This window comes from Paenibacillus sp. GP183 (genome assembly GCF_900104695.1).
Taxonomy (GTDB): domain Bacteria; phylum Bacillota; class Bacilli; order Paenibacillales; family NBRC-103111; genus Paenibacillus_AI.
This window is the reverse complement of sequence record NZ_FNSW01000001.1, coordinates 1,128,311-1,147,353: the sequence shown is the minus strand read 5'-3', so window position 1 is coordinate 1,147,353 and position 19,043 is coordinate 1,128,311. Positions and strand designations below refer to the sequence as shown.

17 protein-coding genes and 5 pseudogenes are annotated in these 19,043 nt (G+C 41.9%); 14 read left to right on the top strand and 8 right to left on the bottom strand.

Annotated features, from left to right (window positions below; translation table 11 throughout):
- Nucleotides 1-9 precede the first annotated feature (9 nt).
- The 7 genes and pseudogenes from BLV33_RS05670 (at nucleotide 10) to BLV33_RS05630 (ending at nucleotide 7,081) form a co-directional block, all read left to right on the top strand.
- Nucleotides 10-1,473, top strand: coding sequence for an IS1182 family transposase (locus BLV33_RS05670; RefSeq protein WP_090798601.1), 1,464 nt, complete (start codon nucleotides 10-12; stop codon nucleotides 1,471-1,473).
- 569 nt (nucleotides 1,474-2,042) lie between these two features.
- Nucleotides 2,043-2,192: pseudogene (locus BLV33_RS05665) on the top strand (cation transporter); the annotation flags it as partial.
- Between the two features lie 769 nt (nucleotides 2,193-2,961).
- Nucleotides 2,962-3,238 (top strand): annotated as a pseudogene (locus tag BLV33_RS29205) (MBL fold metallo-hydrolase); the annotation flags it as partial.
- A gap of 400 nt (nucleotides 3,239-3,638) precedes the next feature.
- Nucleotides 3,639-4,499: a vanadium-dependent haloperoxidase gene (locus BLV33_RS05650; RefSeq protein ID WP_090789076.1), complete on the top strand. Its 861-nt coding sequence runs from the start codon at nucleotides 3,639-3,641 to the stop codon at nucleotides 4,497-4,499.
- Nucleotides 4,500-4,562: 63 nt separating this feature from the next.
- A pseudogene (locus BLV33_RS05645) lies at nucleotides 4,563-4,778 on the top strand (MBL fold metallo-hydrolase); the annotation flags it as partial.
- Between the two features lie 1,170 nt (nucleotides 4,779-5,948).
- Nucleotides 5,949-6,437 (top strand): M1 family aminopeptidase, encoded by a 489-nt coding sequence (locus BLV33_RS05635; protein WP_090789072.1) that lies wholly within the window; start codon nucleotides 5,949-5,951, stop codon nucleotides 6,435-6,437.
- Nucleotides 6,438-6,694: 257 nt separating this feature from the next.
- Nucleotides 6,695-7,081, top strand: a complete 387-nt coding sequence (locus BLV33_RS05630) for a DUF4304 domain-containing protein (RefSeq protein ID WP_090789070.1) — start codon at nucleotides 6,695-6,697, stop codon at nucleotides 7,079-7,081.
- Between the two features lie 385 nt (nucleotides 7,082-7,466).
- Here the strand turns inward: BLV33_RS05630 and BLV33_RS05625 are convergent, their stop codons facing one another.
- Nucleotides 7,467-8,738, bottom strand: coding sequence for an IS110 family RNA-guided transposase (locus BLV33_RS05625; protein ID WP_090789068.1), 1,272 nt, complete (start codon nucleotides 8,736-8,738; stop codon nucleotides 7,467-7,469).
- 651 nt (nucleotides 8,739-9,389) lie between these two features.
- On the opposite strand from BLV33_RS05625, the gene BLV33_RS30625 reads away from it, so the two are divergent.
- The 3 genes from BLV33_RS30625 to BLV33_RS29880 all read left to right on the top strand — a co-directional run bounded on the left by BLV33_RS30625 (nucleotide 9,390) and on the right by BLV33_RS29880 (nucleotide 10,753).
- Nucleotides 9,390-9,668, top strand: coding sequence for a YolD-like family protein (locus BLV33_RS30625; protein ID WP_090789065.1), 279 nt, complete (start codon nucleotides 9,390-9,392; stop codon nucleotides 9,666-9,668).
- 590 nt (nucleotides 9,669-10,258) lie between these two features.
- Complete coding sequence (locus BLV33_RS29885; RefSeq protein ID WP_253186976.1) at nucleotides 10,259-10,549, top strand: hypothetical protein; 291 nt, start codon at nucleotides 10,259-10,261, stop codon at nucleotides 10,547-10,549.
- Between the two features lie 24 nt (nucleotides 10,550-10,573).
- Nucleotides 10,574-10,753 carry a hypothetical protein gene (locus BLV33_RS29880; RefSeq protein ID WP_253186975.1) on the top strand — a complete coding sequence of 60 codons (180 nt, stop codon included), beginning with the start codon at nucleotides 10,574-10,576 and terminating at the stop codon, nucleotides 10,751-10,753.
- 141 nt (nucleotides 10,754-10,894) lie between these two features.
- On the opposite strand, the gene BLV33_RS05605 is transcribed toward BLV33_RS29880, so the two are convergent.
- The 5 genes and pseudogenes from BLV33_RS05605 to BLV33_RS30620 form a co-directional block, all read right to left on the bottom strand.
- Nucleotides 10,895-11,959, bottom strand: a complete 1,065-nt coding sequence (locus BLV33_RS05605) for an LLM class flavin-dependent oxidoreductase (protein ID WP_090789063.1) — start codon at nucleotides 11,957-11,959, stop codon at nucleotides 10,895-10,897.
- Between the two features lie 134 nt (nucleotides 11,960-12,093).
- A complete protein-coding gene (locus BLV33_RS05600) occupies nucleotides 12,094-12,384 on the bottom strand; it encodes a DoxX family protein (RefSeq protein WP_171909026.1) in 291 nt (96 codons plus the stop codon).
- The gene (locus tag BLV33_RS28710) at nucleotides 12,344-12,490 is read right to left on the bottom strand and encodes a hypothetical protein (protein ID WP_216234709.1); all 147 of its coding nucleotides are present in this window, start codon (nucleotides 12,488-12,490) and stop codon (nucleotides 12,344-12,346) included. Before BLV33_RS28710 ends, BLV33_RS05600 begins: the two co-directional genes overlap by 41 nt.
- Before the next feature lie 40 nt (nucleotides 12,491-12,530).
- On the bottom strand, nucleotides 12,531-12,980 hold the full coding sequence (locus BLV33_RS05595; protein WP_090789059.1) for a MarR family winged helix-turn-helix transcriptional regulator: 450 nt from the start codon (nucleotides 12,978-12,980) through the stop codon (nucleotides 12,531-12,533).
- Between the two features lie 46 nt (nucleotides 12,981-13,026).
- Nucleotides 13,027-13,260: pseudogene (locus BLV33_RS30620) on the bottom strand (DoxX family protein); the annotation flags it as partial.
- A 1,011-nt stretch (nucleotides 13,261-14,271) separates the two neighbouring features.
- Here BLV33_RS30620 and BLV33_RS05580 point away from each other — a divergent pair.
- The 3 genes from BLV33_RS05580 to BLV33_RS05570 all read left to right on the top strand — a co-directional run bounded on the left by BLV33_RS05580 (nucleotide 14,272) and on the right by BLV33_RS05570 (nucleotide 16,375).
- Nucleotides 14,272-14,724, top strand: a complete 453-nt coding sequence (locus tag BLV33_RS05580; protein ID WP_090789053.1) for a PepSY domain-containing protein — start codon at nucleotides 14,272-14,274, stop codon at nucleotides 14,722-14,724.
- Nucleotides 14,725-14,854: 130 nt separating this feature from the next.
- Nucleotides 14,855-15,091: a hypothetical protein gene (locus BLV33_RS05575; RefSeq protein WP_090789051.1), complete on the top strand. Its 237-nt coding sequence runs from the start codon at nucleotides 14,855-14,857 to the stop codon at nucleotides 15,089-15,091.
- 540 nt (nucleotides 15,092-15,631) lie between these two features.
- On the top strand, nucleotides 15,632-16,375 hold the full coding sequence (locus tag BLV33_RS05570; RefSeq protein WP_090789049.1) for an N-acetylmuramoyl-L-alanine amidase family protein: 744 nt from the start codon (nucleotides 15,632-15,634) through the stop codon (nucleotides 16,373-16,375).
- On the opposite strand, the gene spoVB is transcribed toward BLV33_RS05570, so the two are convergent.
- Nucleotides 16,368-17,882, bottom strand: coding sequence for a stage V sporulation protein B (gene spoVB, locus BLV33_RS05565; protein ID WP_090789047.1), 1,515 nt, complete (start codon nucleotides 17,880-17,882; stop codon nucleotides 16,368-16,370). The two genes, BLV33_RS05570 and spoVB, sit on opposite strands and share 8 nt — an antisense overlap.
- A gap of 240 nt (nucleotides 17,883-18,122) precedes the next feature.
- On the bottom strand, nucleotides 18,123-18,644 hold the full coding sequence (locus BLV33_RS05560; RefSeq protein ID WP_171909025.1) for a winged helix-turn-helix domain-containing protein: 522 nt from the start codon (nucleotides 18,642-18,644) through the stop codon (nucleotides 18,123-18,125).
- A gap of 151 nt (nucleotides 18,645-18,795) precedes the next feature.
- Here BLV33_RS05560 and BLV33_RS05555 point away from each other — a divergent pair.
- A pseudogene (locus BLV33_RS05555) lies at nucleotides 18,796-19,038 on the top strand (winged helix-turn-helix transcriptional regulator); the annotation flags it as partial.
- Between the last annotated feature and the right edge of the window lie 5 nt (nucleotides 19,039-19,043).

Genomic DNA, 19,043 nt, shown 5'->3' with positions numbered 1-19,043 from the left:
GCCAAACAAATGACTGCCTCGTTTCATGCAGAATTATATAAACTCATTCCAGAAGCCCACTTGCTTCGTAAGATTCATGAGGTTGTGGATTTTTCTTTTGTCCATGAACTTGTTCGATCCTCCTATTGCGAATATTATGGAAGACCTGCAAACGAACCCGAATTGTTGTTTCGTTTATTGTTTCTGCAGATTCTCTATGGATTATCTGATGAACGGATGATACAAGACGCGCAAGTGAATCTGGCTTACAAATGGTTCGTTGGTTTGAATCCCGAGGAGGCTCTTCCGGATTCCTCGCAGCTTTCTCGGTTTCGCAATCATCGCTTAGGGGCAAGTCAAATCGACGAATTGTTGAAGGTGATCGTAAAACAATGCATTGAAAAAGGATTGATTAAATCCAAGTCGTTAATCGTGGACTCCACCCATTCCCTAGCAGCGAGTCAAAAACAAAGAGCATTAGATGTTTTACGAGATGCGGCGAAGCGACTATTACGAACCGTCATCAAAAAGCATCCCAAGCTCGAGAAAAAACTACCGCGTAAACCCGAGCTTCAAAAAGACCAACCAGATGCTGAAAAGGTGATGCTGCATTATCTGGCTCAACTCGGTGAATCGGTCGAAACGTTTCTTCCTGATCATGAGGGTGCCATTTCCGAAAAACTACAGATAGCTAAACAAATTGTTGAGGATGAACGCCTACTTGCAAACAAAGGGATTATGTCCGCCATTGATCCAGAAGCACGATTCGGATGGAAGAGCAATACAAAATCTTTTTTTGGCTACAAGAACCACATTGCTATGACAGAAGAAGAGATAATTACAGCCGTTGAAGTGACAGGTGGGAGTAACGATGATGGAAAACAATTGTCAAATTTAATTAAACAATCCTTAGAAGCAGGATTGGAAGTGAAAGAAATCCTTGCAGATACGGCCTATTCCGGGAAAGAAAATTTGTCTGAGTTAAAAGAAAAAGAGATTCAAGCGATTATTCCACTTAATCCAATTGTACATACGGGTGGCTTAAAGCAAGAAGGATTTGAGTATAACAAAGACGCTGACTTCGTCCTTTGTCCAGCAGGAGAACATAGCACCCGAAAAGCTATTCAGGGAAGTAAGAAATCAGGACATAGTCGTTCATTGGTATTCTACTTCGACATAGAAAAGTGCAAGACATGTCCGCTCCGAGAAGGTTGTTACAAACCTGAATCAAAGAGCAAGACGTATTCCATTCGGATCGTCGCAGATCAATACAAGGATCACATGGCATTCGAGAAGAGTGAATCGTTTAAAGAACGAATGAAACGACGACCGATTATTGAACATAAAAATGCCGAATTAAAGAGACATCATGGACTGACCAAGGCGAAATACCGTGGTCTATTCCGAATGCGAATACAGACCCTGCTCACGATATTTGTGGTAAACGTCAAAAGAATGATAAAGCTAATAAACAAAATGCAGCCAGTCTCATAAAGAGAATAGCTGCATTTTTTAGGTAAAAATCTTATTTGCTCCTATTACTTAAATCCGAATTCCCAAGAAAGCTAAAAACAAGCTTTTTGCAGTGCTCTCCCCTGGTGGTTTATTTTTAATTGCTGTAGATGGTGATTTCTTTGATGAGATCGGATTCCTGATTTTTCACATAATTGACGGCTTTGGAAACAGGGTGAAACTTCATTTCATCTTCTGAATAAGGAGTGAGCAGTCGCCTCCAAATCAAAGTAAGGTAGATACAAACGAACACATTGTATACTATAAATACTTCGTTCTCTTAGTATAATTAATGATACTATAAAGAATAAAAAATAGGTAGCACTTAACATAAAATACGTTGAGTACTACCTACTATTATAGTCCAGATAACGCCAATCTGGAGTATCGACACCAAGAAACCAATAGTGACATAGGGTGTATCGCCGTAGACATGTATTCAACGATAATACTGAGTCGATAATTCGTGGACAAGCTTTCTTTATTAATCTATAAAGATTATGTGCTTGAGGGGGGATATTGTGGGAGATACAAACAGATCTTCAATTGTGATGTTAGCTGTCTGGATTAGTTTAATAAGCAATTTAATTTTAACCGGTTTAAAAATTGTTGTAGGATTTCTATTCAATAGTCATTTATTGATCGCTGACGGCGTACACAACGCCGGCGACGTAATCGCAACAATGGCCGCACTTGGCTCTGCTATTGGAATTTTATCGGTGACAGTGTATTACAAGGTAAGGCTGAATTTTAAAAGTAGCCTAACAGGCTGCTTTTTTCTTTTCCGCAAAACCAACATAACTTATCGGAGGTGCCTAGATTGATCAAGCAAATGTATCAACCTGCAGATTCAAGGCCATGACTTAAAGAAGTCGGGCAAAAATAGGAATTCAAACTCAATTCGTTAAATAAGGGAGATTCGTTTTGGACCGGATAGAACAGAAAAGCAGATTCGAGTCCTCACCCTGTTACCTATTGAAAATAAAATACCCTCCTTGTTGAGGGTATAAGAATGTTTTAAATGAAAAAAGAGGTACTCAATAAAAACACTGCAAGTAAGTCAAATAAAACTAGAGGTATCACTGAAAATGTCGATGTATGAAATTGGTCCTCTGTGTATGTCGGGTGTAGTTGTAAGTGAACGTGAGTTTTATCGACTTTAATAATAGTGCCGACGTACATTTGTTCTTGCTTTGTTATGATACAAACTTCTTTGTTCAAATGCTGTTTACATGTGTGATAATGCTCTGAGATACGGGACATAACTATCACCTCCTCATATAAGATATTGAATATGATGTCATAAAGTGTGGACATGAATAGACCAATTTTTTATGGTAAGTCTCTGCCGTTTCCATGACAAGAGGGGTTATTAAAAAGAAGATCATGCATAAACGCTGTATATCCGACTGAAAAAGCCTGTTCACAACCGCAAACACGCCCCTTGATGAAAATGCAAGAATGGCGTAGTCGTTCAACAAACTAAAAGTTGTGATTTTGACGCATCAGGATGTGGATCATATAGGCAGTCTTCCTGAGATTTTGAAGGAGTGTGGCAATGATGTTAAAGTATATGCACATGAGCTGGATTAGCCGTATATTCAGGGGGAGATACCTCTTATAAAAGACGGTCACCTTGAGAATCCCCCGAAGGGCAAAGTGGATGAAACCTTGATAGACGGTCAGGAACTGCCGTTTTGCGGTAGGATTCGCATCATCCATACACCTGGCTGGGCATACTCCCGGTGGTAAAGCAAAGAGTGGAATTAGTGGTTAATATGAATGACTGGATTCGTACAGCCTAAAGATAACAAAAAAAGAAAAGCGAGTTGAAATATACATTGGTTTCGACTCGTTTCTCTTTAGAATTAGCTTTGTTAAAACATTGATGATCCACATACGACACATGTGGAGTGCTGTGTGTTGTTGGTGAGGAAAATCTAATCAAAATGCAAAGCGTTATGAGACCCTTCTACAAGTGTGGAAGGGTTTTCTTATGGATCGTAAGTTGATTTTAAGAATTTTGTATAGATTAATGTCTAAAAATAAAAACTGTCTTTAGTGCTGGTTACTAGGCGATTTCATTACGTGCTTTTTATATTTTTGCATATTAAGAATTAAGACAAATTCAAAGAAGAGGTGAAGATATGCGGTTTATGTATCCGCGTTGGTCCAAACTTCCTTATGCAGGTGAAAAAAAGCCGCCAACCAATCCAATTGATCCATTAGCCGGTTCCTGGTCGACGAATTATATACGATTAGATCGAAAAGGGACTATAAGAGACCGAAGTGGAAGAAGAGTGAAACTGTTCATCCAACACCCCACCTCAATCAAGTGGAATGAACAACTAAAGATAGTTCAAAAAACATTAAAAAAATTAACGAAACATCAGATCAGAGTCGCCAAGTATTGGGGGACAGGTGTTGCGACTAAACAGTTTACCCCGATCATAGACCGTTTAATTGACACATATGGTATTACACCTGTACGGGCAGCACGAATTTTAGCGGCGGTACAGGCTGGAATAAACGATACGTTTGTGGTCACTTGGTTTTATAAATATCTTTGGGATGTTGCCCGTCCTAATCAGCTTGACCGAAATCTGGCCACCGTACTTTGCACGCCTCGCTTCCCTGCTTACGTTTCCGGTCACTCAGCGGCTGCTGGATGTGCACAAGTCATCTTAAGCTATTTTTTTCCAGGTGAATCAAAGCGACTGAAACAACTAGCAGAAGAATGTGCGATTTCCCGTTTGTATGCTGGTGTACATTTCCCCGTAGACAATGAAGAAGGATTAAGTCTTGGACGACAAATTGGCAAAATTGTTGTAGCTCAACTGAGGAAGGAAAGGAACTCCAAGTCTCAACCGATTGATGTTCCAATTCGAGAAAACCGAAATGCAAAACTACCTCCGCCTCCTTACATCCAAGTAATTCCATTTCGTTTTGACGAACGCTGTCAGTCTACGGTAAGGAAGAATCATAGTCGCAAGAAGACAGCGATTTAACAAGGAATGGTTTGTAAAGGGAATAACAACGCCAATACTCCACCAACTTGATAGCGAGTATTTTATTTAAGGCAAAGTAAGACTCTCATTGCCGGGGATTCGATGTACAGTGTAGACGGGATTCTCGGGGGAATTCATGTCCCGACCACACTGGATATGAATGCAGCTCGTCTCTCTTTGAAAAAATATGTAGACCTTGACATTGCATCCGTGGTTTGTTATCACGGGGGATTAAGTAATGTAAATGAACAGATATTAGGACTTAGCCAAGGATTATAAAGGGTTTCAGCAAGTTATCTTTTAGTGAAACGATGTTGTTACGCTAACGGGAAACGATAGTGCAATAACATTTAAATTCCCAATTACGGTAAAATAGATTGAGATCAATATTCGTAATTCCAGCTTAATAACTACTTTGTAGAAACTCGCGAATAATACGTAAGGTACAAGAAAATAGAAGGTGAAGAAATGGATCAAAGACTGGTCGACATATATGTAAATTGGCAAGTAAGATTAGACGAAGACGAGTGGTATTTCGCGAAGGCTTTTGAGGCAATTACAAATGGTTTGTCAGCCGAGGAAGCATTTAATTACATACCTAATGCGGTTCGAATGATCTTATTATTACAAGATGATTTTTTAATATGGAATACTCTTTATTTTTTAATACGCCTTTATTCGATTATTCGATAGCAAATACAACTGAATTACATGATGATTTGAAGGAACTGTGGACACCATTGAACGAACACATTTTAAAGTATAACGACTCGTTTACAACACCATTTCAAGAACTTAAAAGACATCTAAGAATTAGATAATAAACACTGTGTATGTAATTCGGGACGGCAGCGGCGGTTGAGTAAGTGATAAACATTGAACTAACGGATAACGATAGCTATATAAAGACAATCTGAGCTGTCTAATCGGTGACCTGTTTTTTTCATTGAGGTAACAGGCAGGTTAGTTTTTATTACTGTATCCACGCTTGGCGTGGTAAAATTAATGATAAAGACAAAGGGGGATAATCATGAGCTTTAATCTTTCAACGGCTATGGTTCAAGTGTTATCAATAGTGTTGGTTGTAGCATTCTTTTATGTCATATTCTTTGTAATTAAAAAACGGAGGAAGTAATTGGTTATTGTCATACCCGATTGATCGTTTTCGTTCAACTAACGAAAACTATAGTTCAATAAAAGAGAAGTTTCATCCAACAAGCAGATCGCCGCGACAAGGCATCATCACACGATGGTGCTTTTTTGATGCCCATGAGCGTAGAAGCAGTACAGGTGTTGTTGTGGATTGGATTCAATCATTCATCAATCGCTTAAACATGTACAGTGACTAATGCGGTTCAAATCGCTGCTGAAGCATTCGACTTTTTAAATAAGCACGTTGGTACCTATCCACACAAACAACTCGATATAATTATAGGCGATCTATCCTCCATGCAATACCCGGGTATAGTCACTGTCGGAACGGCGGAAAATGAATGGAGTCTCAAACATAGTCTTGTTCATGAAATAGTGCACCAATGGTTTTATGCCATTGTCAACAATGATCCATATCATGACGGTTGGTTGGACGAGGGTTTGACGGAATTAACAACATCGCTATATTTAAATGATTTCAGCTTTGCTCAGAAGTTTTACACAACCTATTCCAAGCCAACTAATCTGCCATTATCGGAGTACGAAGGTGCAGATATTATTAAGCGTCTTTACGCTCAGCCGGTGATGAAGTTTAAAGATTTATTTGATAGTCTTGGCGGAGGTGAAGTAGGAATTACGTTCCTTCACGCTTATTTCACGAATTATCAATACAAGCAAGTGAGTACGGATGAGTTTGTGCGGTTCACGAAGGCATATTTTGGGTTGAACGACGATACCTTTTTTCAAGATTGGCTTAAGAAGGGGAAACAGGACACCACTCAATAACCCATGATGAGCAACATCGGTTTTGTTATAGTTGAGGCTAAATTTGAATGAATGTCGTTGAACTAACGGAAAACGATAGCTCCATAACAAAGATCAAGCAGGCTGCCTGTGATAAACTCGGTGGCCTGCTGTGCGAACGGGCAGGATAATGGAATGATTTGCTGGTTCTTAGTCGTAGCAACGAATTCTCCTACCCTGCGTCTAATTGAACAAAGAGGAAGATGGGGGAAGTTAAGTTGTCCGAGGAGAGAGATAAAATGATAAGTTCGCTTAAAAATATCGTTATTCCAAGCCTACGTGACCGTGACTTCAAGGGTACTTTTCCGCATTTTCGAAGAATAACGGAAAAGAAAATAGACCTCCTAACATTTCAATTCGATAAATATGGTGGTGGTTTTTTTATGGAGGTAGCTGTTTGTTCACCAGAGGGCTTTACCCATCATTGGGGAGAAAAAGTCCCTCCGAACAAAGTGACCGCATATGATTTGCATCCCAATATTAGGGTAAGGATTGGAGATAAGGATGATTGGTTTAGGTACGACAAAGTTAATTTCTTCGGCAATATTTACGAAAATGTAGCAAACAAGGCATTAAAAAGCCTTATTGAGGCGGATGATTATTGGTCTGTCACTGACTTTCGCTAAACTCCCTCGGTACGATTCAGTTTTCTCACGTTTGCTCGCTTATTCGCAGGATTTCGCCCCTTTGATTAGGAGTTTAGGATAAGTGGGGGTGACCGTACTATACTTGGGCAACAATGAAGGCATGCGGGAATAGAGGAGAGGAGTAATATCTCCAGTTGTTTCCATATACTGCACGCATTCTCCACGCCACCCTCGGAGGTTTTCACTCCCATGTCTCAACGGGTCATAGCCCTCTCATTCCTTCGTTACACCTATCCAAGGGGTGGAGGCCGGTTTTGCTAACGGTACGGGTCAGTGTCCTTTGGTTTAATGTATCCGGTACTCCGTGCTTTCTTTGAAATCCTGCGAATAAGCCAATCTACGTCTTACAAAACGGTATTGAGGTTTAAGCTGCTTGCTCAAGTGGCAATGTTTTCATAGGTGTGTAGGCTTGACCACTGCGAGCCATCCCCACCAAGATGCGAGCCAATTTACCGCAGAGCTTCATAATGGACTTCATTTTCTTCATCTTCTTCACGTTCACATTGTATTTATGCATCGCTTGAAACTCTGGATTGTTCATCACTAAACACATGGTCGCTATGTAGAGGAAGCGGCGGAGCCGGGAGCGACCGCGTTTACTAATGATCATCTGTCCGGTCCATTTACCGGAGCTTGATTCAGCAAGATTTAGGCCGGCATGGCGCAGCAAAGCATTCCCGTGAACAAATCCGCTTAAATCCCCAGCCTCACCCAGAATACTGGCCAGTGAAATTGCACTAATTCCTTTGATCGCAAGCATGGATTTTGCAAAGGGGATGCGTTCTAACACAGCGACGATCTCCTGCTCTACGACCTGCAGCTGCTCGCAGGCCAGATCATACTCTGCAAGCAGTTGCTTCAAATGCAGTTGGTATGCATGCGTAGCTTGGCGAGATCCGACAGAGCGGCTGGCCAGTGTAACGAGTTCCTGGGCTTTTCGTGATCCACTGTGCCGCTTCATGATTGATTTCCACCCTTTAATCACGTCTTGCGGTTGTAGTTGGCTTAATTCTGCCGGTGTAGGGAAGAGGCGTAGCGTGACCAAGGCACCGATACACGTGATGTGCTTGAATACCTGCCGCAATTCCGGGAAAACAATGTCCACCCAACGGTGGATTTGGTTTTTTGCACTGACGAGACGTTTCACCACAGAGTCCCGGTTCGAAAGAAGAACACGGAGATCCTCGAACGCTTCAGGGGTGTTGCGTCTAAACGAGTAGTACCCGTTCTTCACCATGTCGGCGATGACAAGGGCATCCTTTTTGTCGCTCTTTGAGGGCGTATTATCTCGGTTCTCTTTGTTCTTTTTCACAAGATGCGGATTCACCAAAACGACTTCAAATTGGCGTGCAGCCAACCATCGAGACACGTTAAGCCAATAGTGTCCCGTAGGTTCCATGCCGACGACGGTCGCACTTAATTGATGAGCTGTTTGCAGCTTCTGGATCCATTGAAGTAGGCTGTTAAATCCATCTTCGTCATTCGTAAACGACAACGCTTCTCCAATGATGATGCCGCGAAAGTTTACAGCGCGTGCAACATGTGTCTGCTGAGCGATGTCGATCCCGACAACGAGATGCGAAGAGGTAATCTTTTCAATGAGTTGATTTTGTCTGGCTTGCGATTTAAACTTCATAGTAGAGCGTCCTCCTGGATGATGGGATTTAAAAGGGCTTTGACCCGTTACCTACTCCCATCGTACCGAGGCGCTCGTTTTTTTGCAAAGCTCAAAATTTACGCTCTACAGGAATGCTAACGGAGTACGATAGCTCAATAAAGGACTCTATTCAAACGATGAAGGAGCTGCCGTGGCAGCTCCTTCTGCTTCTTCACAAAATGATGGTATTTGTGAACATGTCCGCACCATTTAATTAGCTTAAGAATTAAATAGATTGGAAGGGTACAATCACCTTATCCAAGCAGTTAGTGGAGTTGGACAAAATTCATCTCTAACGGTGCACGTATAGATATGCTCAGGAACAGGAACACAATGATGGCGGTTAATGATTTCAATCGGATGGATAATTTGAACTATTTGTGGATGATAAAAATCTCTATAAACGACTTTGGGGGGATCTACAACCTGACTAGTAGGGCATTTAGGGTAAGACATCGGTATTCACCTCTCTCTTGTGTACTTCAACCTAACGTTATATTATGTCCACCCAGATAACCGTGCTTGTATGTTTGTCACGGGGGGACATATGTACAAAAACCTATATTATATGAAGAGGTAACAGCTATTTAGGAAATTGGGTTGACAAAATAACCCCCCCCTCTAGTTATAATGAACACCATTGGAGGGTGGAAATTTGATAAAGAGCAAGAAAACAACTTTCCGAGAGGCAGAAAAAACGCAAAAGTAATAGCTGAATCACTGCGAGATCAAAGATTCCTCACAATAAGCTATTTCAATAACATCAAAGACCAAGAAATAACGGGTATTATCACAAAGATTGACCAGTCAATGCGTAGTTTAAAAATAAGTCATAGTGAAGGATTCGTGTGGATCCTAATGGACGATATTACAAGTGTATGGTATGAAATTGAAATCGAGATGGATTAAAGAAGGAAGGAACTTGCTACGGCAAGATCCTTCCTTCTTTTTTCGGACATGTGCATAAAAATGCCTGATTTTATAAATATGTCTCGGTGTTTATCGCTACGCTAAACGGGCAGTTAGTTTTAAGAAACTTTGGTAAAAACTTTTTTTTACCTATCTGATACCTCCGTAAATCTTCTTCAACGCCCAGAGGACGTCGAAGGCATTTTTACTTGGAATATCAGTAGGGGCAGCAGGCTAATTAGATAGCGCCAATTAGTGCGACGCGAGAGCTTGATTTTCGAGTATGGGGTGAGGATGGGAGTGTGTTTGACGCGTTAATGCCGAATTTTTCGGCATTAACTCGGCCTGCGGGGGCTCGTGGCGCTGCCGTATCCGGAGGAGTCCTCTTCGGTCGCCTTCTCTGCAGGTGTGACAGCTGATCCCAAATAAGGGCCATTTTAGTAGGCGTGTAGGCGGCAAGCTTGTCTCTTGGAAAATAGGATGATATTCATTGGAGAAATTAGCTTCTATAGAATGAAGTCCGAATCCGAGAGGGGAAACACTATGGCCGCATTCGGCAAGAAGGTTCGCGTTAAACTGTCTCCGCCCGAGTGACTTACTTCAAAAAGATCAAGTTCTCCGGCGGCACGGATCCGAACGCTCGGGTCGATCCCTTGGTCGAGTTGCCCGGCGGCACCTTCAAAGTCACGCTCCGAGTCAAAGGGGCGCTTAGAGCCAAAGCACTAGCGACGCTGCTGGTGTCGACCAAGACATTCGGCAACATCAAGGTGCATGTCAAAGTGAGAACGAGCGAAGGAACGTTCGTCAATCCGATCACGGGCTCGCTGTCTCCCCAACAGATCGCCGCACTCTATTGCATCGTTTTCCACACCAATCCGTAGTTCCAATTCGTCGCGACCCGTGCGTTGTTCGGCAACACGTTCGTTTATCCCGTATTCAAAGTCCGGGTCGTGCAGTTCTTCAACGACGATCTGTCCGTCTTCTTCAGCAATTACAACAACGTAGCCGCATTCGTCTTCAAGGATGTTCTGCGCAATACGATCAGCGGGACGCCGATCCAGTTCTCCACGGCTAAGAAGAAGTGACGGTTGGGGTAAAAAAAGGGTCCGAGCCAGGGTTTTGCACCTTGGTTCGGACCCATTGCTGTGTGATTGCCGGCATTGCCGGCTCCCACGCGCTGCGAACGCCTCGTGAATGCCGATAAAAATCGGCATCCACAGCCAAGCTCACCCCTGCGCGGCCCTGCGAGCAAGCTCCTTGTGGACGATCGGCGCGACCTTCGTGCCGAGCAGCTCGATGGTGCGCAGCAATTCGTGGTGCGGCATCGTGCTGACGTCCACGTGCAGGAGGAAGCGCGTTAGGCCCAGGTTCTTGCGCAGCAGCACGATCTTCTCCGCGACATACTCAGGATCGCCGACGTAGAGCGCTCCGCGAAGGCTGCGGGCGGCGTCGAACGAGTCGCGGGTGTATGGCGGCCAGCCGCGCTCGCGCCCAATGGTGTTCGACTGGGCTGCCGTCGACGGGTAGAACAAGTCGGCGGCCTTCTCGGTCGTATCCGATATGAAGCCGTGCGAATGCGTCGCGATCTGCAGCTTGCTTACGTCGTGTCCGGCCTTCGCGGCCGCTTCCTTATAGAGGTTGACTAGAGGAGCGAACCTCTCCGGCATGCCGCCAATGATCGCAAAGACGACCGGCAACCCTAGCATGCCGGCGCGAATCGCGGACTCCGGATTGCCGCCGGTTCCGATCCATACGGGCAACGGCTCCTTTACGGATCGCGGATAGACGCCCAGGTTGTCGATGGCGGGGCGATGGCCGCCGCGCCAGCTTACTTTCTCCGATTCGCGGATCGCGAGCAGAAGCTCCAGCTTCTCCTCGAATAGTTCGTCGTAGTGGTTCAAGTCGTATCCGAACAACGGGAAAGATTCGATAAACGAGCCGCGGCCCGCCATAATTTCCGCCCGTCCGTTGGACAGGCCGTCCAAGGTGGAGAAAGCTTGGTACACGCGAACCGGATCGTCCGAAGACAACACGGTCACGGCGCTCGAGAGCCGGATTCGTTTGGTCGTGGAAGCGGCAGCGGCCAGAATAACGGCTGGCGCCGAGCTCGCGAAATCCGCGCGATGATGTTCGCCGATCGCATAGACGTCCAGACCGACTTGCTCGGCCAGATTAATCTCCTCTACCGCTTGTCGGAGCCGTTCGGCGTGCGTGACGCCGCCGGCTCTCGGAGCAGCCTCGAGGAATGTGCTTAGTCCTATTTCGATTGAAGAAGTCGTAAGATCGGACATAATGATTCGCTCCCTTCTAGATAGATACTCCCTCAACAAATTGCTGACCTTCTTTCTTTGATAATCGATTCGAGTTCACTCATGGTCTTGCCTCCATAACAAATAGGCCCAAGTTTAAAGATCGTCCTTACTTTTTATTTAGCTTTTCGTTGTCCAACAAAAACGAACAAACTCAAAACAAGGAAGACTAGAGCAGGCATAGCTACTCCAATGCCTTGATCGGCTTTTAAATGTGACGCAACGGCACTAGCCATCAAAAGTACAAGTCCCCCACAAGCAAGTAACCTCATTTTAGGTTTCCAATACCCTACTAAAAGACCAACTGCCCCCAATACTTCACAGATACCAACGAAATGCATTAATCCCAATGGATAACCAAGATCATTAAATGTTTGTACTTGCATTGCATTTCCTGTCAATTTCATCACAGGATCCTTCTCCAGAAAAGCCAATCGGCTTTTGTTCTGTGAGTTTACCGCCATCAAATGTTCCCTTTGCTTGGTCCTGAGACTGAATGATCGTTGCTTCCATTTGTATTTCTCCTTTACATGGCTTTTTATTTTCAACTGAATTATTGTAAACTTTGTGCTCCAATACCGATTTTCTTCAATAATTCAATGAGCAGTTCTTTCTCTTCATTGCTAATTAAAGATAGATTTTGAGAAATCGTAGCTACATGTTTAGGGAAAATTTCATTGAATAGTGCTTCTCCTTTTTCCGTTAGCACTACATTAAATGCCCTTCCATCGCTTGGGTTTGATTGTCTTTCCACTAACCCTAACTTCTCCAATTTATTTACCACGTAGGTAATACTTCCACTAGGAATGGAAAGTGTTTCACTGATTTTTTGAACAGGATGTGGTCCTTTACTGTACAGAAGTTCAAGAATCATAAAGTATTCAAAATTAAGATTATAGCCTTCAATATCCTTCTGAATATTTTTGAATAATGACGTGGTGGCCTTTATCCAAATACGGAATAACCTTAAATCCAACTGAATTTGATTCTGTTTGTCACCCATACAACCAACTCCTACCTCACGAGGTCATTATGAACAATGTAAGCAATTAAAAGTTAATCAACGTCACAACTAATCCTAAAACGAATAATATAATCGGCATCATCATTCCTTTTATTGTATCTTTAATTTTAATGTGAGTCATTATCGCACCTAACATTACTATTACAATTACGGCTCCTCCCCATGCAGCAAAACCCTTATTCCAGATGCCCCAAATAACTAAAACCGCCGAAATGACTTCAACTAACCCTGTAAATACTCTGAACCACCCAGGGTATCCATAATGTTTAAATCACTCAACCATTTGCTTTGAACCAAATTTCGAAAACCCAAACATAAGGAATCCAATCCCTAGAATAACTTGAAGAACAATCGATAAAATACTCATTAATAAACTCTCCTTTTTAACTTGATTTATTTATCCTCAATTAAGGATATATTTATCCTAACAATAGGATAAATAAGTGTCAATAGTATAGCCGAACAAAAACCGTACCAATATATGTCTATGTCTCATAATTGACGATCTTCAGTTTTGGTACGGAGAATGGGATCATTACCCGAGAGGTCTATGAAACACCAGCACAGGCAATGTGGTCAAATGTGAGGGTCGCCGCGTGGTGGCCCTTCGCTCAGCTAACGAGGAACGATAGCTCAATAAAGGACTCTATACAAATGATGAAGGAGCTGCCGCGGCAGTTCTTTTTGACATGATCACAAAATAAATGTTTTTGTACATTTGACTGAAATTTTTTTAAAAGGAAGGATTTTTAAACTAGTTCTAGAATATTTTTTTGAAGCTTTAACAATTATAATTAAACCTTCTACATAGACAAAGATAGAAGTGAGGTAATTGGGATGCGTGAAATACTAAAGGTAGAGAACATTGTTAACGCTGATTTCAAATTAACTGCTCATTTCACAATGTCTGATCAGAAAACGTATTTAGTGAATTTTTTAATTAGTGAAGAAAAATTTAAATTCCTTTATGCTACATGTATCAATCTGGATCAGTTCGGATTAGACCCAAAGTTTACAGATAATGAATTAATAATGCTTAAACAATATATAATTGATAAGTTGCCTCGAAAGATCTGACGAAAAAAAGGATATGCCTAAAAACGTAAAGGTCCTCTTTTATGTTTATGGATACATCCGCACCCGCCAACATTTTAAAAATTACTCATTTAAATCTCATTTAAATCTCATTTTCCATTAAGCTTATCTTCAGAAATTATGGTTACCCTAGACAATGTAAGATAAAATTTGGAAAACAAGGTGGAATGAGACTGTGAAATCGATTAGAAAGAAAATCGTTGTAGGCACCGTAGCAGCAAGTTTGATATTTGGAGGTGGCCTGATCGTAATGCCACATAATCAGTCATTCGCGGCAGTTACAGGAACTTCTACAGTAAACACGTCAATAAAAACAGCAGACGACCAAGAGACAGTTGATGATGCAGAACAGATAGCAGATGACCAAAATAAAGAAGCTGCGGATTTAAGTCAAGTCGATCTGCAGAAGCAAGCCAAAATTACAAAAGAGCAAAGTATCACCATTGCTACGGCACAAGTTCAAGGAACCGTAAAAGATGTTCAACTGGAAGATGAAAATGGCACAGCTGTATACAATGTACAGATTCAAGACAGTAATGGTAAAATCACTGAAGTTAAGGTAGATGCTGCGACAGGAAAAATCACGAAACAGGAACAAGCAGATAATGAGCAAGAAGATCAAGATTAGAAACGAATGACGATCAACAACAATAAGAGCTTGTATTTAACGAAAGAAGTAAACTGTTTATGCTATACTTTCCTTAAAGGAGTCGACACCTAAATTGGCACTTACAAAATGAGAAAGGAAACAAATCAACATGAAGAAGTTACTCGTATTAGGGCTTTCCGCTTGTTTACTGTTTAGTTTCACAGACTCTGCTTTTGCTGCTACTAAAACTACCGATCAAACTAAACACACCGTAACCCATGCTAAGAAAAAAATTACAGCAGCTAAGAAAACAACTAAGGCTAACACTAAAAAGTACGCTGTGAGTAAAATTAAAAAGACAAAGGCTTTACATAAAAAGACGACAAAGACCGCAAAAACAGCGTAATAAAGTTGAATATCAAATTTTGGAGTCGCGGACCAGTGTCGCGGCTTTTTATTTAACATGCTAACGGAAACGATAGTTGAATGACAGAATGATCCGTGTGGCAGCCCTTCGCTGGGCTAATGGGCAGAACGATAGATCAAAGGACATCCGTACAAAACAATAGCTTTGGTGAGCAAGTCCATAAGCCACGATGAGGGAGCTGCGCGGCAGCTCTTTTTGCTTCTTCACATCTCCGTTTTTGTATAAGTCGTAAATGTTCCGCAGGAGTTTAGATGTTTTTCGGTTATGCTAACGATCCCCGTACAATTTCATGTAACGGACCATCTTTTGATTGTAATTGTTACACGGGCTAATACCCATCAGGTTTTTATGAGGCGCAGTTTTCTCAATTGGAATCATGACATTTTGGATTTTGGAAAGACTAAATAGAAAATCCACATCCTAGAAGGAAAAATGCCCTTATGTATTTCCGACAAATCTTGTCTAGGTCTTAGGAACCTTTGCCGGATTTGTTATCAGTAAAAGGGTGGGTAACTCTGAATGATAAAAAAGACTACATTCCTTAGTTTCTTTCTTTTTCTTATATTTTTACAGTCTGATATTTCAAGAAGCACTAAAGCTCCACAAATTTATTTTAACGGAGCTAAGGTTAATGCAGAAGAATCCCCTAAAGGAAATACATGTGTTCCGAAACAAAATGTGGAAAAAAAGCAAATCACTATTGAATTGGTCGGTGATTCGCATCCTTTATATAAAATTGTTATTGATCCCGGACACGGAGGTGCTGATGTAGGTACAGTGGGTATTAGTGGCCGACTTGAAAAGGATTTCACCTTATCCACAGCACTTAAAGTCAAAAGACTCATGGACTTGGAACCTGCGGTCACAGTCTATTTAACGAGAACTGACGATACATTTATTCCACTTAATGATCGGATCATAATGGCCAATCAACTTTCAGCCGATCTATATCTTTCCATTCACGCCAATATGGTTAGAAACTCCATGACAAAAGGCACGGAAACCTTTTTTTATCGAGAAAGCAGTATGTTTTTCGCACAAATCGTTCATAAGCATGTGCTGAAAGCTACAGGCTTTCCAGACCTTCATGTTGATTATGAAAATTTTCGGGTAATCAAGAATACGATTATGCCTGCTGCCTTGGTAGAGGTGGGTTTTTTGTCCAATGCTGCGGAGGAAAAGGCGCTTTTTATGAGTAATAATCAAGACAAAATAGCAGCAGCTATGATGGATGGGATTAAGGAGTATTTGGGGATTAAGTAAGTTTAATCACCTTGGTTAGTTTGAGTGACATCACATAAACTAGAATTGACAGACAAATCGTCCCCAACACATTCCACGTTAGACCGTACCCGGTATGCTCCATGAATGAAAAAGCAGAAATCCCGCAGATTGTCATGATTAACACACCAAATGCCGCTTTCATAATGTTCCGCATATCCACATAAAATCCAATAATGCTTGAAATTGAAGAGAAATTCAGAAGGGTCAATACAAACATGCCGAAAGCGAGGCCTATTGCAACTCCGTGAACGCCAAATTTAGAACCAAGTATAATAATGGCAACTACCTCACAGAGGTTTGCGATGATATTATTCCACATTACTGCAGCAGCCTTACCTAATCCTAATAATATCGCATATAATGGAGACTCAAAATAATACAAGAAGAAAAAGGGAGCTAAAATCTTCAAAAGAGCTCCAGCATCCGGAGAATGGTAAATAACGGTTGTTATCGGAACAGCCCATACATATAAAATAACTGTGCTAGGAGCTCCCACAAAAAGAGCGATCTGCATGGCCTGATCCATTCTTCGATGCATCAGCATGCCGTTATGATTAGCCATTGCTTCACTTATGGCAGGAATCAGCGCCGTGGACAGCGATCGCGTGATGAAATTTGGAAGAAATAATAAAGGGAAAGCATAGCCGAACAATAAACCATATTGTTCTGTCGCTGCTACAGTGCTGATTCCCGAGAGTCCAATGCTTTTGGTTACAATCATCGGTAGAAATGCACTGTAGATCGAAAGAAGAACACCGTTTCCCATTGTCGGCAATCCAATATGTAATAATTCAAATAACGTTTGTTTTCCCAGCAGCAGGGAGTCAGAGAGTTTGTGCTTGATCCCGATTTTCTTGTTATACAATCTAAACATTGAGTACACACAGAGTAGTCCCGCTCCTTCACCGATAACGACACTGATCATTGCGCCCGCTGTTGCATATTCAATGCCATACGGCAATAGAAAACGAACCATAACGAAGATAAATATGATCTGTACCAAATGCTCAATGACTTCAGAAAAAGCGAGTGGTTTCATATTCTGTTTTCCGCGGAAATAACCCTTCAATACCGCGGATATGGCTATAATTGGCGCGATTGGCGTAATGGCAATCATAGAATAATAGGCCCTTTGATCAGGCAAAAACACAGATGCAATCATCTTAGAACAAAAGAATGAGATAAGGGTTAGAATAACACTAAGAGTGCCTGTAACGATAAGAGAAACGACCAGGATTCGTTTCACTTTCAATGGATTACCTTGTGCATCTGCTTCGGAGACAAGCTTGGATATGGCCACAGGCAGTCCTAATTCCGTTAAAGTAATAACAAGTGGAACAAGCGGATGAGCCATCATCAGCAATCCGATACCCTCTGTGCCTAATAATCGGGATAAAATGATTCCATTGACGAAAACCAGTATTCTTGTGATAAAAGCCGCTGTTGCTAATATAACCGTACCACGTACAAAAGATTGTTTTTGCATTTCGATACATCTCCAGTAAAATTATCATTCTCTATCCACTATATTCGCAATCCATTAATACATGCGAACAAGCTTAACCAGCGGCAGTCTAGGACTTTATTTTCGCGTCCGAGTCTGCCGCTTGGTAGCCCTTCACTCCACTAACGGGCAGATTAGTTGGAACCCCCCTGTGAAGAGAAATTTTAAATAGGTTCTGAAATAAGAAAGAAACGAAGACGTCATGCCTTCGTTTCTTTCTTTTTATTTTTCTGTTACTGCTTTATCTATATAAGTTGAACTAATGACGCTACATTCTGATTCTCTTTGCTTTTCTTCGTCAGCGGCAGCCAAGGTGTAAGTTGGTTTGGTGTAGCTGAGTTCCATACGGTGCATGAGCTTAGAGACGCCGCGAATGGAATAACTTTTTCCAAATTCACGTTTGATGTATTCTCCAATGATATGCAGCGTCCAGTTAAACTTCACTGTGAATCCAACTTCATGAGGAAGGGAGTCCAGGATCGTCTTCTTTAGTTGCTCCTGTTGCTCTTGGGTAAGTTGTTCAGGTGGACCTGGAGAGAATTTCATTTGTAAACTATCCAGACCGTTCTTACGATATTTCCGGAGATAGGCGATTACGGTACTTTCCTTTCTCCCGATGCTAATCGCAATTTCGGCATTGTCTTTCCCAAGAAGATGAAGGCGCACAGTCTGATAACGCTCATACATCCGTCGGCTTTTCTCATGCTTAAGACGCTTCTCAACCTCTTGTAGTTTTTCAATCATAGACAATGTTTCCATAACATCACCCGTCCGTTTAAGTGGTCTTTACTTATTCGACGAGTGGCACTCGTAAATCCTTCCAATAATACAGTCACTTTAGTTCAACTTATATAGCTTATCGAGAGATACTACCGATGAATCTTCATGTCTTACCGCTCAATTAAGGGATTTAGAGCACCATGATATTGTTCATCGGGAAATATATCATCAAATTCCTCCTAAAGTTGAATATTATATTACAGAGTATGGTCAAAGTATACACTCTATATTGCTTGCTATCTGTACCTGGGGAAAGGCTCATGTAAAGCATATGAGTGAGCTTTATGGGGTCTTGAACAAAGTACAAAACGCACTTTCGCAGACAATGTGTTTCAAATTTATTGTAACTGCTCTTTGAAGCTG

Coding starts and splice junctions, on each gene's coding strand:
- BLV33_RS05635 (WP_090789072.1), top strand. CDS start 5,949: ATGCAATACCCGGGTATAGTCACTGTCGGAACGGCGGAAAATGAATGG.
- BLV33_RS05625 (WP_090789068.1), bottom strand. CDS start 8,738: ATGAAGTTTAAATCGCAAGCCAGACAAAATCAACTCATTGAAAAGATT.
- BLV33_RS28710 (WP_216234709.1), bottom strand. CDS start 12,490: ATGGAAGCAACGATCATTCAGTCTCAGGACCAAGCAAAGGGAACATTT.
- BLV33_RS05605 (WP_090789063.1), bottom strand. CDS start 11,959: ATGTCCGATCTTACGACTTCTTCAATCGAAATAGGACTAAGCACATTC.
- BLV33_RS05595 (WP_090789059.1), bottom strand. CDS start 12,980: ATGGGTGACAAACAGAATCAAATTCAGTTGGATTTAAGGTTATTCCGT.
- BLV33_RS05670 (WP_090798601.1), top strand. CDS start 10: ATGACTGCCTCGTTTCATGCAGAATTATATAAACTCATTCCAGAAGCC.
- spoVB (WP_090789047.1), bottom strand. CDS start 17,882: ATGCAAAAACAATCTTTTGTACGTGGTACGGTTATATTAGCAACAGCG.
- BLV33_RS30625 (WP_090789065.1), top strand. CDS start 9,390: ATGAACACCATTGGAGGGTGGAAATTTGATAAAGAGCAAGAAAACAAC.
- BLV33_RS05650 (WP_090789076.1), top strand. CDS start 3,639: ATGCGGTTTATGTATCCGCGTTGGTCCAAACTTCCTTATGCAGGTGAA.
- BLV33_RS05570 (WP_090789049.1), top strand. CDS start 15,632: ATGATAAAAAAGACTACATTCCTTAGTTTCTTTCTTTTTCTTATATTT.
- BLV33_RS05630 (WP_090789070.1), top strand. CDS start 6,695: ATGATAAGTTCGCTTAAAAATATCGTTATTCCAAGCCTACGTGACCGT.
- BLV33_RS05600 (WP_171909026.1), bottom strand. CDS start 12,384: ATGAAATTGACAGGAAATGCAATGCAAGTACAAACATTTAATGATCTT.
- BLV33_RS05560 (WP_171909025.1), bottom strand. CDS start 18,644: ATGATTGAAAAACTACAAGAGGTTGAGAAGCGTCTTAAGCATGAGAAA.
- BLV33_RS05575 (WP_090789051.1), top strand. CDS start 14,855: ATGAAGAAGTTACTCGTATTAGGGCTTTCCGCTTGTTTACTGTTTAGT.